The following is a 16296-nucleotide window of genomic DNA, read 5'->3' on the forward strand; positions in this document are numbered from 1 at the left end:
GCCAGAAGAAGGAAAAGCATCGATGATTCAGATGCAGTCAAACCTAGACGTCGCGGACAACAGCGGCGCGAAGCGCGTCCAGTGCATCAAGGTGCTGGGCGGGTCGAAGCGTCGTACCGCTAGCGTTGGCGACGTGATTGTCGTTTCCGTCAAGGAAGCGCAGCCGCGTGCCCGCGTGAAGAAGGGCGACGTTCACCGTGCGGTTATCGTTCGCACCAAGAAGGACGTTCGTCGTCCCGATGGCAGCGTGATCCGCTTTGACAGCAATGCTGCTGTTCTCGTTAACAAGAGCGAAGAGCCAATCGGCACTCGTATCTTCGGCCCGGTTGTGCGCGAATTGCGCGGCCGCGGCTTTATGAAGATCATCTCGCTCGCACCGGAGGTGCTGTAATGGCCGCCGCGAAGATCAAGAAGGGCGACAGCGTCGTCGTGCTCTCGGGCAAGGACAAGGGCCAGACCGGCATCGTGTCCAAGGTCCTGCCGAAGGAAGGCAAGATTGTTGTCGAGGGCGTGAACATTGCTGCGCGTCACCGCAAGCCGAGCCAGACCAACCCGCAGGGCGGCATCGATCGCTTCGAAGCGCCGATGCACATCTGCAAGGTAGCAGTGGCCGATCCCAAGGACGGCAAGCCTACCCGGGTCCGCTTCGAAGAGAAGGACGGGAAGAAGGTCCGCGTCGCCGTCAAATCCGGGGAGACTATCGATGGCTGATAGCTACACACCGCGTCTGAAGAAGAAGTTTGACGACGAGATCGTCAAGGCGATGACTGAAAAGTTCGGCTACAAGAACCGCCTCGAAGTCCCGCGTCTGGAGAAGATCACGCTCAATATGGGTGTGGGCGAGGCCAGCCAGGACAAGAAGAAGGTTCAAACGGCTGCTGAAGAAATGGCCCAGATTGCCGGCCAGAAGCCGGTTATCACCAAGGCCAAGAAGTCGATCGCCCAGTTCAAGCTGCGTGAAGGCATGCCGATTGGTTGCAAGGTCACCTTGCGGCGCGAGCGCATGTACGAATTTCTCGACCGTCTCGTAACCATCGCGATGCCCCGCATCCGTGACTTTCGTGGGCTGAACCCACGTTCGTTCGACGGCCGTGGCAATTATGCGATGGGTCTCAAGGAGCAGATTGTGTTCCCCGAGATCAGCTACGACAAGATCGAAAAAGTGCGCGGCATGGACGTGATCGTCACCACCACCGCGAAGACCGATGAGGAAGCACGCGAACTGCTGCGTCTGTTCGGTTTCCCGTTCCCCGCCGAAACGTCTTCGGACGAAGCGGCTGAAGAGAAAGAGGCGGCGTGAGCCGTCCTCTGATGAGCAAGAAGGTAAAGAGAGCTTAAGTCCATGGCGAAACTGAGTTCCATCAACAAGAACGAGCGTCGTAAGAAGCTCGTCAAGAAGTACGCGAACAAATATGCCAAGTTGAAGGCAATCGCGGACGACAAGTCGCTCGACGAGGGCGAACGTCTGATCGCGCGCCTGAAGATGGCGGAAATTCCGCGTAACGGAAATCCAACCCGGGTGCGCAATCGCTGCACCACCACCGGCCGCCCGCGCGGCTATTACCGCAAGTTCGGTCTTAACCGTATCGAGCTGCGCAATCTCGGCAACAAGGGCCTGATTCCAGGCCTGACCAAGTCGAGCTGGTGAGGATCTGAGATATGGCAATGACTGATCCCCTGGGTGATATGCTCACCCGTATCCGTAACGGCCAGCAGGCGAAGAAGGACTCGGTCCTTTCGCCCGCTTCCAAGCTGCGTGCTAACGTGCTCGAAGTTCTGACTCGTGAAGGCTACATCCGTGGCTATTCCGAAGATGCTACCGGCCATCACAAGGCGCTGCGGATCGAACTGAAATACTTCGAGGGCGAACCGGCTATCAAGCACGTCGCTCGCGTCTCCAAGCCAGGCCGCCGCGTCTATTCGGGTTCGCAAGAACTGCCGATCGTGCGCAACGGCCTTGGTATCACCATCGTCTCCACGCCCAAGGGTGTGCTTTCCGATGCGGAAGCGCGCACCGAGAACGTTGGCGGCGAAGTGCTGGCGGAGGTGTTCTGATGAGCCGCATCGGCAAACAGCCGGTCGCGATCCCCAACGGGGTCGAGGCCAAGATCGAAGGCGACACGCTGACTGTGAAAGGGCCGAAAGGCACGCTCACGCTCGGTCTCAGCGACCTGATCGACTACAAGGTCGAAGGCGACGAGATTCGCGTCAATCCGGCCAACGACACCAAGACGGCGCGCTCCTACTGGGGCATGCAGCGCACGCTGGTGTCGAACCTGGTTGAAGGCGTAACCGAAGGTTTCTCGAAAACCCTCGAAATCTCGGGCGTTGGTTACCGTGCCAAGGCACAGGGCCGGACCCTGAACCTGCAGCTCGGTTTCAGCCATGATGTCGATATCGCGGTGCCCGAAGGCATCGACGTAGCGACCCCGGACCAGACAACCGTGATCGTTTCCGGCATCGACAAGCAGGCCGTTGGTCAGCTTGCCGCCGAAATCCGCCGCTGGCGCAAGCCTGAGCCTTACAAGGGCAAGGGTATCAAGTACCAAGGCGAATACGTCTTCCGCAAGGAAGGGAAGAAGAAGTAAGATGGCAAAGCTTTCCCTATTCGAACGCCGCCGTCGCCGCGTGCGCACTGCCCTGCGGAGCCGCGCTGGCGACAAGCCGCGCCTGTCTGTGCACCGCACGGGCCGTCACATCTATGCGCAGATCATCAACGATGCCGAAGGCAAGACCGTTGCTGCTGCTTCCACGCTTGGTGGCAAGAGCTCAGGCGCCAATGTCGATGCTGCGGCGAAGGTCGGCAAAGATATCGCGGCTGCTGCCAAGAAGGTTGGCGTCACTTCCGTCGTGTTTGATCGCGGCGGCTTCCTTTATCACGGTCGCGTAAAAGCGCTGGCCGACGCCGCCCGCGAAGGCGGGCTGGAGTTCTGATTATGGCTGACAAGAAAACAGAAGAAGCACAGGTTGAAGAAACCGCTGCTGAAGAAGTGAAGGCCGAAGCGGTAACGGAGGAAGCTCCGGCTGCAGAGGCCAAGGCTGAAGCAGCTCCGGCGGAAGAAACACAGGCCGACGCCGGTCCTGTCGCCGATACCGAAGGTTCGACCCCTGCACCGACTGCAGCGACCACAGAAGCAGCTGAGAACCAGTCTGCCGAAGATGGTGCACCGAGCCAGCCTGCCGAAGCCGCTCCGGCTCCTGCAGAGCAGCCGCAGCAGCCGCAGCAGCAACGAGGACGCGGTAATCGCGGTGGTGGCCGTGATGGCGGCCGGGGCCGTGGTGGTCGCGACAATCGCCGCGGTCGTCGCGAAGAAGAAGATGACGGCATCATTGAGAAGCTCGTCCACATCAACCGCGTTTCGAAAACAGTGAAGGGCGGTAAGCGCTTCGGTTTTGCAGCGTTGGTCGTCGTGGGTGATGGTTCGGGCCGCGTTGGCTTCGGCAAGGGCAAGGCGCGTGAAGTGCCTGAAGCCATTACCAAGGCAACTGCAGCCGCCCGCAAGAAGATGATCCGTGTTCCGCTCAAGGAAGGCCGCACGCTGCACCATGATGGCAACGGCCGTTTCGGTGCCGGCAAGGTGACGATCCGTACTGCCCCTGCAGGTACCGGTATCATCGCCGGTGGTCCGATGCGCGCCGTGTTCGAAAGCCTGGGCGTGGCCGACGTCGTTACCAAGTCGGTCGGAACGTCGAACCCCTACAACATGGTCCGCGCTACTTTTGACGCGCTGCAAGAGCAGACTTCGCCGAAGTCGGTCGCGCAGCGTCGCGGTAAGAAGGTCGCTGACCTGCTTGGCCGCGGTGGCTCCAGCGAAGCCGAGGCGGAAGCCGAAGCTGCAGCTGTGGTGGAGTAAGATAGATGGCTGACAAGAAAACCGTCACGATCAAGCAGATCGGTTCGCCGATCCGCCGTCCCGAAAGCCAGCGCAAGATCCTGATCGGTCTTGGGCTCAACAAGATGCACAAGGTCGTCACCCGCCAGGACACTCCTGAGGTGCGCGGTGCGATCGCGAAAATCGCGCATCTTGTCGAGGTGATCGACTAACCATTTCACGAAAGCCCCGCTTCGGCGGGGTTTTCTACCCAACAGCGCGAAACAAAGCGAAAGCGAGTGCAAGACTATGAAACTCAATGAAATCCGTGACAACGAAGGTGCGCGCAAAGAGCGTACTCGTGTTGGCCGTGGTATCGGTTCGGGCAAGGGCAAGACCGGTGGCCGTGGCCAGAAGGGCCAGAAGAGCCGTTCGGGCGTTGCCATCAAGGGCTTCGAAGGCGGCCAGATGCCGCTTCACATGCGCCTTCCCAAGCGTGGCTTCAACAACCCATTCGGCAAGGACTTTGCCGAAGTGAACATCGGCATGGTCCAGAAGTTCATCGACGCCAAGAAGCTCGATGCCAAGAAGACCATCGATCACGAAGCGCTGAAGGCTGCCGGCCTCGCGCGAGGCGGCAAGGACGGTGTCCGTTTGCTCGCCAAGGGCGAACTCAAGGCGAAGGCGAAGTTCGTCGTTGCTGGCGCATCGAAGGGTGCTATCGAAGCGGTTGAAAAGGCTGGCGGTTCTGTCGAAGTGACCGCGCCGAAGAAGGCTGACGCCAAGGCTGCTGACGCCGAATAATTCGTAAAACGGGCAGCGGGGGGTTCGACATCGGGCCTCCCGCTACCTATGTATCCTGATCGAGCCGGGAGAGCCGGCACAAATCTGGGATTTCTAGACTGTTATGGCATCACGCGCCGACAATATTGCGAGTAATCTCAACCTCGCCAATTTCTCCAAGGCAACCGAGCTGCGCCAGCGTATCTGGTTCACGATCGGTGCGCTGATTGTCTTCCGTTTCCTTAGCTTTGTTCCGCTGCCGGGTATTAATCCACTGGCACTGGAAGGTCTGGTCGACCAGACCCGCGGCGGAATCCTGGACATGTTCAACATGTTCACAGGCGGTAGCCTCGAACGGATGAGCCTGATCGCGCTCGGCGTCATGCCTTATATTACCGCTTCGATCGTCGTGCAGCTGGCAGCTGCGCTTCACCCGACACTCGCTGCGCTCAAGAAAGAGGGCACGACAGGGCGCCAGAAGCTCAACCAGTATACTCGTTACGGCACTGTCTTCCTGTGCATGATGCAGGGCTGGTTCCTCGCTTCAGGCCTTGAGAGCTTCGGCGCACAGAGTGGCATCCAGGCGGTTGTCGATCCGGGCTACATGTTCCGTGTAGGCGCTGTGATTTCGCTGGTTGGCGGCACGATGTTCCTGCTGTGGCTGGGTGAACAGATCACCGCGCGCGGCATCGGTAACGGCGTTTCGCTGATCATTATGGCGGGCATTGTTGCCCAGTTCCCGAGCTTCACTGCCAACCTGTTCGAAGGTGGCCGCACGGGCTCGATTGGCCCCGCTATCATCGCCGGCTTTGTCATCATGGTAGTCGTGCTGATCCTGATCATCTGCTTCATGGAACGCGCCCAGCGCCGCTTGCTGGTGCAGTATCCCAAGCGCGCGACGCAGCGTGGCGGAATGCAGGCCGATCGTTCGCACCTGCCGCTCAAGCTCAACACCGCCGGCGTTATCCCGCCGATCTTTGCCAGCTCGCTTCTGCTCCTGCCGCTGACGATCACGCAGTTCGCCGGAAACTCGGTCAATACCGAGAGCACGGGCGGCAGTTTCATCGTTACGCTTAACCAGTATCTGGCGCACGGCCAGCCGCTGTACATGACGCTCTATGCAGCAGGCATCATCTTCTTCGCATTCTTCTATACTGCTGTGGTCTTCAATCCTGAGGATACCGCTGAGAACCTGAAGAAGAATGGCGGTTTCATTCCCGGCATCCGTCCGGGCAAGCGGACCGAGGAATATCTCGATTATGTCCTCACTCGCATCACCGTGGTCGGCGCGATCTATCTCGCCCTGGTCTGCGTCATTCCCGAATACATGATCGCGCAGACGGGTATTCCGCTTTTCCTTGGCGGCACAAGCCTGCTGATCGTCGTCAATGTGACGGTCGATACGATCACCCAGATTCAGTCGCACCTGCTGGCGCACCAGTATGGCGATCTGATCAAGAAAGCGAAACTCAAGGGCCGGACGCGCTAGGCGCCAGGCCAGTTAGTTCGGGGGTAAGCTAGCGTAATGGATATCATCCTTCTCGGCCCTCCGGGCGCAGGCAAAGGTACGCAGTCGGCGAGGTTGGTGGACCACCACCAGATGCGCCAGCTCTCGACCGGAGACATGCTTCGCGCGGCCGTAGCAGCGCAGACACCGGTGGGTCTTGAAGCGAAAGCGGTGATGGATCGCGGCGAGCTGGTTTCCGACGAGATTGTATCTGCGCTGATTGATGCTGAATTGACTGCCATGGGCGCAGGGGTAGGGGCCATTTTCGATGGTTACCCGCGTACCGAAGCCCAGGCTGTCGCGCTCGATGAAATCCTGCGCAATCATGGCCGCGAACTCGATCATGTGGTCGAACTTGCGGTTGACGAAGATGCGCTGGTCGATCGCATTACCGGCCGTTTTACCTGCGCCAAATGCGGTGAAGGCTATCACGAGCGTCACAAGCAACCCGAAGTCGCCGGCGTATGCGACAAGTGCGGCTCGAGCGAATTCAAGCATCGCCCCGATGACAACGAAGAAACCGTGCGCAAACGGATGCAGGAATACCGTGCCAAGACAGCACCGATCCTCCCCTACTACGAAGCGCGCGACATCGTGACCCGTGTCGATGGCATGGCCTCGATCGACGAAGTGGCACAGCAAATCGACGCCATCCTCAGCTAAGACGTTTCGCTCTTTCGCGCTTCGCGTTATGCAAGGCGCGAAGGGAGACAAGCTGGTGCTAAGAAATTTCCGCTATATGCTGGTTGCTGCGGCTTTGGCCGCAACCACGGGTGCAGCACACGCCGAGGTCATCGAGAAGAATGATCGCGGCTTCGTGACGCGCGATACCGCCGAGGTGACGACAGATCCACGCGCGACATGGCTGGCGCTAATTTCACCTGGCAAGTGGTGGAATTCTGCGCATAGCTGGTCGGGCGATTCAGCCAATATGACTCTGACCCCGCAGGCTGGCGGGTGTTTTTGCGAACGCTTGCCGGGTGAGGATTCGCCCGCCAATATCGCGCTGAGCGGCGGCGTTGAGCATATGACGGTGATTCTCGCGCTTCCCGACCAGGTATTGCGGATGCGCGGCGGCCTTGGGCCGCTACAAAGCGAGCCGGCCGACGGAGTGCTAACGGTGACGCTTAGGGCTACCGATGCTGGCACGCGCATCTTGTGGGAATACGCCGTTGGCGGCTTCCATCGCTTCGATCAGGACATGATCGCCAATGCCGTAGATGGTGTCATGAGTGAGCAGTTACTTGGTCTCGCCAACCATCTGGGACCGGTTGCCGAACCCGAAGCGGACGATACGGGCCGGAGCGCATCCGAGATTGATGCTGAAGAAGCCGGCGAAGCGATTGAGGACGCGGCTGCTGAAGCTGCCGAGGCAGCCGATGAAGCCGATGAAGCGGCCGAAGATCCTGGCGAAGCGCGAGCCAGCGTCGAGGACGCGTTTGACGATCTGAATTGACGACCTAGGATTTGCGCGCGCGGCGTCCGTCGCCAATGAGGAGAGAAGGTAATGGCTGTTTCCGATCACGTAGACCTCAACCAGTTCATGGAAGGGGTGAAGAAGCGCAATCCGGGGCAGACCGAGTTCGTTCAAGCGGTCCAGGAAGTCGCGCAGGACATCTTCGAATTCATCGACGACAAGGAAGAATACCACGAGGCACAGATCTTGCGGCGTATTGCCGAGCCGGATCGGGTGGTAAGCTTCCGTGTGTGTTGGGAAGACGACAATCACAACATCCGTGTGCAGCGCGGCTGGCGGGTGCAGAACAACAACGCCATTGGCCCCTACAAAGGCGGCATTCGTTTTCATCCCACGGTTACCGAAAGTGTGCTCAAGTTCCTCGCTTTTGAGCAAACCTTCAAGAATTCCCTTACCGGACTGCCTATGGGTGGCGGGAAAGGCGGATCGAATTTCAATCCGCGCGGTAAGTCCGATAGCGAAGTGATGCGCTTCTGCCAGAGCTTCATGAACGAACTTTTCAGACATATTGGCCCGGATACCGACGTTCCGGCGGGCGATATCGGTGTGGGTGCGCGCGAGATCGGCTACATGTTTGGCCAGTACAAGCGGATCACCAATCGCTGGGAAGGCGTTCTAACCGGCAAGGCGCTAGAATATGGCGGCTCGCAAATGCGGCCCGAAGCGACAGGCTATGGTGCCGTCTATTTCCTGCGCAACATGCTTCAGCACAACGATGAAGATATCGAAGGCAAAGCTGCGCTGATTTCCGGATCGGGAAATGTCGCAGTGCACGCTGCGGAAAAGTTCACCGAAATGGGAGGGAAGGTCCTCACTCTGTCAGACAGTGACGGGGTGATCCATGATCCAGATGGTATCGGCCAGGAGAAGATCGATTGGGTGAAAGAGCTCAAGTTCGAGAAACGCGGGCGGATCAAGGAATATGCGGAGGAATTTTCTGGCGCGGAGTACCACGAAGGCGCGGAACCGTGGGATTTTGAAGCCGACGTCGCTCTCCCATGCGCGACGCAGAACGAGATAAGCGAGGACGAGGCAAGAAAGCTGGTCGACAACGGAGTCAAAGCGGTGGCCGAGGGCGCTAACATGCCAACCACCATTGATGGCGTTGAAGTATTTCGTGATGCCAAGCTGCTATATGGACCAGGCAAGGCGGCCAATGCCGGGGGGGTAGCAGTGTCCGGCCTTGAGATGAGCCAGAATGCCGACAGGATCAGCTGGAACACTGAAAAGCTCGCGACAATGCTCGAAGACATCATGGGCGACATACATGAAAAGACAGTCGAATACGGCACCGAGGGTGATTACGTGAACTACGTAAAGGGTGCGAATATCGCCGGCTTCAAGAAAGTCGCTGACGCGATGCTCGCATTCGGCGTAGTCTAAAGGAACACATTATGGATTTGGGAATTGCTGGCCGCCACGCGGTCGTATGCGGATCGAGCGCCGGCCTCGGCAAGTCATGCGCTCTTCATCTCGCACAGGCAGGTTGCAGTGTCGTGATAAATGGCCGGGATGAAGCCAAGCTGGCACGGACCGCCGAGGAAATGCGCGAAGAGACTGGTGCGGAAATCACGCCGATCGCAGGCGACGTAACCCAAGCCTCGGTACGCGAAGAACTCGTGGGCCATGCCCCGGTCGATATTCTGGTGAACAACGCCGGCGGTCCGCCGCTGGCAGATTTCCGCGACCTTGATGGCAACGCGATACGCAAGGGCGTGGAAGGCAATATGATCACGCCAATCGCGCTGATCCAGCTGGTCATCGACGGAATGGCCGAACGCGGCTTCGGACGCATTATCAACATTACTTCGTCAAGCGTGCTGATGGGGATCGAGAAGCTGGATCTCTCATCCGGGGCGAGGGCAGGGCTCACTGGTTTTCTTTCGGGAGTGTCGCGCCAGGTGGCCTCCTCAGGGGTCACGATCAACAACCTGCTCCCCGGCAGTTTCGACACGGATCGGCAAGATTCGATTATCGCAGCCGCTGCCGAGCGAATGGGAAAGAGCGTCGAGGAAATCAAGGCGGGGCGGGATGCGGCAAACCCCACCGGACGCATCGGATACCCCGGCGAATTCGGCGCTATGTGCGCTTTCCTGGCCAGCCAATATGGGGGATTTATCGTGGGTCAGAACATCCTGATGGATGGCGGCGCGACCCGTATGAACTTCTGATCGGGCGCGATCCGAAACGCCCATTTTGACCATTCGCGCGGTTTGTTGTACAAATCCGCCATCGACTGCGTTAAGTGACCGTTCTGGCGGTCGCTGGCGCTTGTCTGCGCTTAGGTGTTGACGCAGCGGGCGAATCCCCTTAAGCGCGCCCTCATTCGACACTTTCAAGTGAGTCCGGCAGGCGCCTGCCTTTGATGTGCGCCATCCGGACTTTTCGCCGTTTCGGCACCCTGAAAATGTTGAAAAACAACGCGTTGAGATGGGTGTTGTACCAGTCCGAACCCGGAAAATGGTGCGAATCCTGTGGAGCATGGAGAATTAAGTGGCTCGTATTGCCGGGGTAAATATCCCCACCAACAAGCGTGTAATTATCGCGCTGACCTATATTCACGGTATCGGCCGCACCACGGCCGTCAAAATTGCTGACAAACTGGGCATCGATCACGCGCGCCGCGTGCAGGACCTCACCGACGAGGAAGTGCTGCGTATTCGCGAGACCATCGACAGCGACCATTCGGTCGAAGGCGACCTGCGTCGCGACACGGCGATGAACATCAAGCGCCTGATGGACCAGCGGTCCTATCGCGGCCTCCGTCATCGCGCCGGTCTGCCCGTTCGCGGTCAGCGCACCCACACCAACGCCCGTACCCGCAAGGGCAAGGCCAAACCCATCGCGGGCAAGAAGAAGTAAGCTCGGGTCTCTCGCCCACGCTTTTCCCTTCTTGAGAATATAGAGGAACACACCATATGGCACGCGAACCAGGTCGCATCAGGCGCCGCGAGCGAAAGAATATCACGAGCGGTGTTGCGCACATCAACGCCAGCTTCAACAACACGATGATCACCATCACCGATGCACAAGGCAATGCGATCAGCTGGTCTTCGGCCGGCATGATGGGCTTCAAGGGCAGCCGCAAGTCGACTCCCTATGCTGCCCAGGTTGCCGCCGACGATGCCGGCAAGAAAGCTGCCGAGCACGGCGTGCGGACGCTGGAAGTTGAGGTGAAGGGTCCCGGTTCCGGCCGTGAGAGCGCTCTGCGCGGTCTCGCTGCCGTTGGCTTTACGATCACTTCGATCCGTGACGTCACACCGATCCCGCACAACGGAGTGCGGCCGTCCAAGCGGCGCAGAGTCTGATTAGGGCGTCTGATCCGTAGTTGTCTGGTGGCTCACAAGGTCGCCGCTATTTTACGGACCGGACGCGCTGCACGAGCGCTTCGGTCCTGAACAAATTTGAACACGCCATCGAGCGAATTAGGGGAAATCCATGTCCGTCAATACCAAGAACTGGCAGGAACTGAAAAAGCCCAACGGCCTCGACATCAAGGAATCGAGCGATCCCAAGCGTAAGGTGACCTTCGTCGCCGAGCCTCTGGAGCGTGGCTTCGGCCTGACCATCGGTAACGCACTGCGCCGCGTGCTCCTTTCGAGCCTGCAGGGTGCCGCGATCACCTCGATCAAGATCGAGAACGTATTGCACGAATTCTCGTCGCTTGCCGGCGTTCGTGAAGACGTGACCGACATCGTCCTCAACGTGAAGCAGATCGCGCTGAAGATGGAAGGCGAGGGTGCCAAGCGCCTGCAGCTTTCCGTCACCGGCCCGGCTGAAGTCACTGCCGGCGACATCGCCGTTTCGGGCGACATCGAAGTGATGAACAAGGATCTGGTGATCTGCCATCTCGATGAAGGCGCAACGCTGAACATGGAACTGACGGCTGATGTCGGCAAGGGCTACGTCCCCGCCGTTCAGAACCGTCCGTCCGATGCGCCGATCGGTCTGATTCCGGTCGATAGCTTGTATTCGCCGGTTCGCCAGGTGAGCTACAAGGTTGAGAATGCCCGCGTTGGCCAGGAACTCGACTACGATAAGCTCTCGCTCACCGTGGAAACCGATGGCACCGTGGCACCTGAAGACGCCGTGGCTTATGCCGCTCGTATCCTGCAGGACCAGCTGACCCTCTTCGTCCACTTCGAAGACGGCGTTCCGCAGGCACCTTCGCAGATGATCGGCCAGGCTGCCGCTCCGCAGGAAGACGACGCCAACCAGCTCAACCGTTACCTTCTCAAGAAGGTCGACGAGCTCGAGCTGTCGGTCCGTTCGGCCAATTGCCTCAAGAACGACAACATCATCTACATCGGCGATCTGGTCCAGAAGACCGAAGCCGAGATGCTGCGCACGCCGAACTTCGGCCGCAAGTCGCTCAACGAGATCAAGGAAGTGCTTTCCAGCATGGGCCTGCGTCTCGGCATGGACATCCCCGGATGGCCGCCTGAGAACATCGAGGAAATGGCCAAGAAGCTTGAACAAGAGTTGCTTGGTTAATCAGGGTAATGGCGGCGCACCCTCAAGCGCCGCCGGCACTGGGCTACCTTACACGGGCCCTTTTCGAACTGAAGGAAGAAGACAATGCGTCACGGAATTTCGCAGCGTAAGCTGAGCCGTAAGTCGGGCCACCGCAAGGCCCTGTTCCGCAACATGGCCGCAGCACTGATCAAGCACGAGCAGATCCTCACGACCTTGCCCAAGGCGAAGGAACTGCGTCCCTATGTTGAAAAGCTGGTCACACTGGCCAAGCGCGGCGGCCTGTCAAACCGTCGTCTGGCGCAATCGCGCCTGCTCGACGAGACACAGCTCAAGAAGCTGTTTGACGTCCTGGCCGAGCGTTATGCTGATCGTGAAGGCGGCTATACCCGTATTATCAAGGCGGGTTACCGCGGCAGCGACGCGGCACAAATGGCAATTATCGAATTTGTCGACCGCGACGAGGATGCGAAGGGTCAGGACAGCGGCCCCGACATGAGCGAAGAAGAATTCGAAGACGCGTAAGAGTTTCGCAAAGGAACTCGCGCCCTTCGGGTACGCGGAAGGGTCAGGCGGCAACGTCTGGCCCTTTTCTTTTGTGTTCCGGCAGCGCATGAAACGCGCATGATCAATCGACTTGTTGCAACCGCTGCTCTGCTGCTTGCTGCTCCGCTCTCTGCCCAGAATGCGCAGGAACGCCTCGATGCGCGGTATGACCGGGCGCTGGCCGCCGGTTACAAGGCGCTGTTCCTGTGCAGCGCCATTGCCAATGCCGAACGCAATGGCGCGACGCGCACACCCGAAAGTGTCGAGAAGTGGGAGTTGACGGGTATCCAGTCGCCGCTCGACGAGATTGTAGGCGAACTCACTGCAGACATCATCCGTGACGATGAGGGATTGATCGACGGCGTTACGGTCGCTTGGAATGATCACATGCCGCCACGCCTTGCGATGCACCATGTCGGCCATGGCTGCCGCAATGCGCCTATCGGGGCCACGCTCGAACGAATGGATGGCGCCTTGGCTGACCCGGCAGGACTTACGGTTGTATTGCCCAGTCACATCGGGCGCTTCCATACCGACGCGTGGCCGAGCTTCGCTCCGGTGGTAGCGGCATTCACCGACAATGCGTTCCGCAAAGACGCGCGGACAACTGCAGCGATGGTGGTGAAGGATCGCACCGTAGTAGCGGAACGCTATGCGGAGGATTTCGGCCCCGACGTCCCGCAGCGCACCTGGTCTGTTGCCAAGAGCATCGCTGCGACATTGGTTGGCGCTGCGATAATGCATGAGGATATCGACCCGGATGGTTCGGCGGGGCGCGGCGTTAACGAGAGCGACCCACGGCGAGCAATCTCGATCGATGCTCTGCTGCGCATGGCTTCAGGCCGGTATTCCGATACACCGGGTAATCGCACCGATCCGCTCTACTTCGGTGGCGCAACGGTCGAGGAAACCGCGACGCACTGGCCACTGATTGACGAGCCGGGGGAGACCTTTCGTTACGCCAATAATGATACATTGATGGCAATCCGGGCAATCAAACACACGTTCGAGGAACATCCGCCCGCAAGATTCTTCGCCAAGGTGGGCATGGACCACACGGTCGCCGAAACCGATTGGCAGGGCGATTACATCCTCTCTTCGCAGGTCTGGGCTACCGCTGGCGATCTCGCGAAACTCGGCCAGCTCTATCTCGATGACGGAGTGCTTCCATCGGGCGAGCGCATCCTCCCCGAAGGCTGGGTTGAGTATGTTTCCGCTCCATCAGGCCCGCAACCGGACCGAGGCTGTATCGGCTACGGCGCAAGCTGGTGGCTATTCAACAGTTGCGAAGGCATTCCGCCTGATACCATCGCTGCGATGGGTAATCGCGGGCAGTATGTGGTCGTTGTGCCCAGCCGTGATGTCGTCATCGTCCGGCGCGGCGAAGATCCGGCAGGCGGCGACGGTTTCGATATCATCAGTTTTACGCGCGATGTGCTTGCAGCGCTCGAGAATTGAAACCTGCAGCGCATTCGCTACGTATAATAGATCAAGCGATGGAGCCACACTGACAGGAAGGGCGATGCGACGGACACCGATAGCTCTTGTGGGAGCACTTCTTGCCTTGTCCGCGCCCGCGATTGGCAATGATGTCGCTGTCGAAGGATACCCTCAAACCCGCACGGAACCGATTGTCGAGACCATTTTCGGTGAAAAGGTGGCAGACCCTTTCCGCTGGCTGGAACAGGATGTGCGGCGCAGCCCGGAAGTGGCGGCCTGGGTCCAGCGGCAAAATGCCCATAGCGCGCGCGTCCTGGCGGAGATTCCCCAGATCGACTGGTTCAAGCGCAAGATTGCATCGCTGATCGATTACGAGCGCTTCGGGGCTCCGATCCGGGCGGGGAACCGGTACTTCTTCAGCCGCAATAGCGGCACGCTCGATCATGCGCAGTTGTTTGTTCAGGAAGGGCTTGATGGCGAGCGCGAGCTGCTAATCGATCCCAATATCTGGTCGCAAGACGGCACCGCCGCCTTGGGAGATATCAGGCCGACACGTTCGGGCGGACTGCTTGCCTTCTCGATCCAGGACAATGGCAGTGACTGGCGCACCATCCGCTTCATGGACGTCAATAGCGGAGAGGTTCTCCCCGACCGGCTGCAATGGGTGAAGTACCCTGCATCGCTGGCCAATTTCGACTGGGTAGGGGAGAACGGGCTTCTCTATCTTCGCTACCCAGAGCCAGAAGAAGGCGAGGAGTTCTTTGCTCCCAACGCGGGGCAGGCGCTCTATTACCACCGTCTCGGAACCGATCAGTCGGAAGATGTAAGGGTATTCTCCACGCCCGGTGCCGCTATCGGTCGGCACGATTTCCACGTTTCCCACGACGGACGATGGCTGGTGATTGCGAGCCGGCAGGGAACCGAGGCTCGGCATGAGATCCGGGTGATCGATCTTGCTTCGCGCAACGGCCTTAAGGATCTGCCGGAGCAACTCGTCAGGGGTTTCGATCACGAGTGGGATTTCATCGATGCGCTAGGCCCCACGCTCTACTTCCGGACCAACGAAGGAGCGCGAAACTTCCGGCTCGTCTCAATCGATATGGAAGCGGAGCAGCCAGGCTGGCAGGTTGTGATCCCGGAGCGCGAGCTTTCCCTTGAACAGGCCGCGATCGTTGGCGACCGGTTCATCATTTCCTACCTCCAGAACGGCGCGACAACCGCCGCAATGGTCACGCTCGACGGTGAGCCGATGTCGGGTATCCGGCTCGGCCAGATCGGCACAGCGGCCGGGTTCACCGGCAGTCCGGGTGATTCGGAGACATTTTACCGCTTCTCGAGCTTCAATCGGCCCGCTTCGATTTTCCGGCTCGATCTCGACACAGGGGATACGACGGTCTTCGCCGAACCGGACGCGAAGATCGATCCCGACGCTTTCCTGATCGAGCAGAAGTTGTTTCGCTCGAAGGATGGGACTGCGGTGCCGATGTTTGTCGTGCGGCGGAAGGACACGCTGCTGCCTGCACCGACGCTTCTTTATGGCTATGGCGGGTTCGATATTTCGCAAACTCCTGCTTTCTCGTCGGTTCGAATGGCGTGGCTCGAAGCGGGCGGGGTGTTTGCGCTGGCCAATATCCGCGGCGGTGGCGAATTCGGCAAGCAATGGCATGATGGAGGGCGGCGCGAGAACAAGCAGAATTCCTTCGACGACTTCATCGCTGCTGGCGAAACGCTGATCGCGGCGGGCTACACGCCGCCGGACGGTCTTGCGATCCAGGGAGGTTCGAATGGTGGGCTGTTGGTAGGAGCGGTCACCAACCAACGTCCGGACCTGTTTGCGGCCGCCAATCCCAATGTCGGCGTGATGGATATGCTGCGCTTCGACCGGTGGACGGCTGGGCGCTTGTGGGTTGACGATTACGGCTACCCGGAGCGGGAAAAGGACTTCAGGGTCCTGCGTTCCTATTCGCCCTACCACAACATTCGCGATGGCAAGGATTACCCGGCCATCATCGTGACGGCCGCCGATACCGATGACCGCGTGGTCCCCGCTCACAGCTTTAAATACGCCGCAGCGCTGCAGGCGGCCGATCTCGGCGATGCGCCACGAATCATCCGAATCGAGACCGGGGCAGGGCATGGGGCGGGCAAGCCGACCAGCAAGCTGATCGAGGAAAATGGCGAGATTCTTGGCTTCCTGGCGCATCACGCGGGATTGAAAGTGGCTGAAAAACCGCAATAACTCGTGATTGCTGATACAT

At 59.3% G+C, this 16296-nt stretch carries 21 protein-coding genes; all 21 read left to right on the forward strand.

Annotated elements, in window-relative coordinates:
- The first annotated feature begins 22 nt into the window (after positions 1 to 22).
- Positions 23 to 391 carry a 50S ribosomal protein L14 gene (gene rplN, locus ACEWMW_RS09405; protein WP_128892966.1) on the forward strand — a complete coding sequence of 123 codons (369 nt, stop codon included), beginning with the start codon at positions 23 to 25 and terminating at the stop codon, positions 389 to 391.
- Complete coding sequence (gene rplX, locus ACEWMW_RS09410) at positions 391 to 711, forward strand: 50S ribosomal protein L24 (RefSeq protein WP_409413673.1); 321 nt, start codon at positions 391 to 393, stop codon at positions 709 to 711. Before rplN ends, rplX begins: the two co-directional genes overlap by 1 nt.
- The gene (gene rplE, locus ACEWMW_RS09415) at positions 704 to 1300 is read left to right on the forward strand and encodes a 50S ribosomal protein L5 (protein WP_409413674.1); all 597 of its coding nucleotides are present in this window, start codon (positions 704 to 706) and stop codon (positions 1298 to 1300) included. The genes rplX and rplE overlap by 8 nt, the downstream gene beginning before the upstream one ends.
- A gap of 42 nt (positions 1301 to 1342) precedes the next feature.
- Positions 1343 to 1648 (forward strand): 30S ribosomal protein S14, encoded by a 306-nt coding sequence (gene rpsN, locus ACEWMW_RS09420; protein WP_409413675.1) that lies wholly within the window; start codon positions 1343 to 1345, stop codon positions 1646 to 1648.
- An 11-nt stretch (positions 1649 to 1659) separates the two neighbouring features.
- Positions 1660 to 2055: a 30S ribosomal protein S8 gene (gene rpsH, locus ACEWMW_RS09425; RefSeq protein WP_409413676.1), complete on the forward strand. Its 396-nt coding sequence runs from the start codon at positions 1660 to 1662 to the stop codon at positions 2053 to 2055.
- The gene (gene rplF, locus ACEWMW_RS09430) at positions 2055 to 2588 is read left to right on the forward strand and encodes a 50S ribosomal protein L6 (protein WP_409413677.1); all 534 of its coding nucleotides are present in this window, start codon (positions 2055 to 2057) and stop codon (positions 2586 to 2588) included. The genes rpsH and rplF overlap by 1 nt, the downstream gene beginning before the upstream one ends.
- Position 2589: 1 nt before the next feature.
- Positions 2590 to 2934: a 50S ribosomal protein L18 gene (gene rplR / locus ACEWMW_RS09435; RefSeq protein ID WP_409413678.1), complete on the forward strand. Its 345-nt coding sequence runs from the start codon at positions 2590 to 2592 to the stop codon at positions 2932 to 2934.
- 2 nt (positions 2935 to 2936) lie between these two features.
- Positions 2937 to 3854, forward strand: a complete 918-nt coding sequence (gene rpsE, locus ACEWMW_RS09440; RefSeq protein WP_409413679.1) for a 30S ribosomal protein S5 — start codon at positions 2937 to 2939, stop codon at positions 3852 to 3854.
- A gap of 5 nt (positions 3855 to 3859) precedes the next feature.
- Positions 3860 to 4045, forward strand: a complete 186-nt coding sequence (gene rpmD, locus ACEWMW_RS09445; protein WP_409413680.1) for a 50S ribosomal protein L30 — start codon at positions 3860 to 3862, stop codon at positions 4043 to 4045.
- Positions 4046 to 4121: 76 nt separating this feature from the next.
- Positions 4122 to 4616, forward strand: coding sequence for a 50S ribosomal protein L15 (rplO, locus tag ACEWMW_RS09450; protein WP_409413681.1), 495 nt, complete (start codon positions 4122 to 4124; stop codon positions 4614 to 4616).
- A 103-nt stretch (positions 4617 to 4719) separates the two neighbouring features.
- A complete protein-coding gene (gene secY, locus ACEWMW_RS09455; protein ID WP_409413682.1) occupies positions 4720 to 6084 on the forward strand; it encodes a preprotein translocase subunit SecY in 1365 nt (454 codons plus the stop codon).
- 36 nt (positions 6085 to 6120) lie between these two features.
- Complete coding sequence (locus tag ACEWMW_RS09460) at positions 6121 to 6765, forward strand: adenylate kinase (RefSeq protein ID WP_409413683.1); 645 nt, start codon at positions 6121 to 6123, stop codon at positions 6763 to 6765.
- A gap of 55 nt (positions 6766 to 6820) precedes the next feature.
- Positions 6821 to 7558 carry an SRPBCC family protein gene (locus ACEWMW_RS09465; protein WP_409413684.1) on the forward strand — a complete coding sequence of 246 codons (738 nt, stop codon included), beginning with the start codon at positions 6821 to 6823 and terminating at the stop codon, positions 7556 to 7558.
- 51 nt (positions 7559 to 7609) lie between these two features.
- Positions 7610 to 8962 carry an NADP-specific glutamate dehydrogenase gene (gene gdhA / locus ACEWMW_RS09470; RefSeq protein WP_409413685.1) on the forward strand — a complete coding sequence of 451 codons (1353 nt, stop codon included), beginning with the start codon at positions 7610 to 7612 and terminating at the stop codon, positions 8960 to 8962.
- 11 nt (positions 8963 to 8973) lie between these two features.
- Positions 8974 to 9750, forward strand: coding sequence for an SDR family NAD(P)-dependent oxidoreductase (locus ACEWMW_RS09475; protein ID WP_409413686.1), 777 nt, complete (start codon positions 8974 to 8976; stop codon positions 9748 to 9750).
- Between the two features lie 322 nt (positions 9751 to 10072).
- Positions 10073 to 10441 carry a 30S ribosomal protein S13 gene (gene rpsM, locus ACEWMW_RS09480; protein ID WP_409413687.1) on the forward strand — a complete coding sequence of 123 codons (369 nt, stop codon included), beginning with the start codon at positions 10073 to 10075 and terminating at the stop codon, positions 10439 to 10441.
- A gap of 56 nt (positions 10442 to 10497) precedes the next feature.
- The gene (gene rpsK / locus ACEWMW_RS09485) at positions 10498 to 10887 is read left to right on the forward strand and encodes a 30S ribosomal protein S11 (protein WP_409413688.1); all 390 of its coding nucleotides are present in this window, start codon (positions 10498 to 10500) and stop codon (positions 10885 to 10887) included.
- Between the two features lie 130 nt (positions 10888 to 11017).
- Positions 11018 to 12073, forward strand: a complete 1056-nt coding sequence (locus ACEWMW_RS09490; protein ID WP_409413689.1) for a DNA-directed RNA polymerase subunit alpha — start codon at positions 11018 to 11020, stop codon at positions 12071 to 12073.
- A gap of 84 nt (positions 12074 to 12157) precedes the next feature.
- Positions 12158 to 12577 (forward strand): 50S ribosomal protein L17, encoded by a 420-nt coding sequence (gene rplQ, locus ACEWMW_RS09495; protein ID WP_409413690.1) that lies wholly within the window; start codon positions 12158 to 12160, stop codon positions 12575 to 12577.
- A gap of 99 nt (positions 12578 to 12676) precedes the next feature.
- Complete coding sequence (locus ACEWMW_RS09500) at positions 12677 to 14056, forward strand: serine hydrolase domain-containing protein (RefSeq protein ID WP_409413691.1); 1380 nt, start codon at positions 12677 to 12679, stop codon at positions 14054 to 14056.
- A gap of 64 nt (positions 14057 to 14120) precedes the next feature.
- Positions 14121 to 16277, forward strand: a complete 2157-nt coding sequence (locus tag ACEWMW_RS09505; protein ID WP_409413692.1) for a prolyl oligopeptidase family serine peptidase — start codon at positions 14121 to 14123, stop codon at positions 16275 to 16277.
- Positions 16278 to 16296 lie beyond the last annotated feature (19 nt).

It is taken from the genome of Litorerythrobacter xanthomarinus (genome assembly GCF_046254955.1).
Classification (GTDB): domain Bacteria; phylum Pseudomonadota; class Alphaproteobacteria; order Sphingomonadales; family Sphingomonadaceae; genus Qipengyuania_C.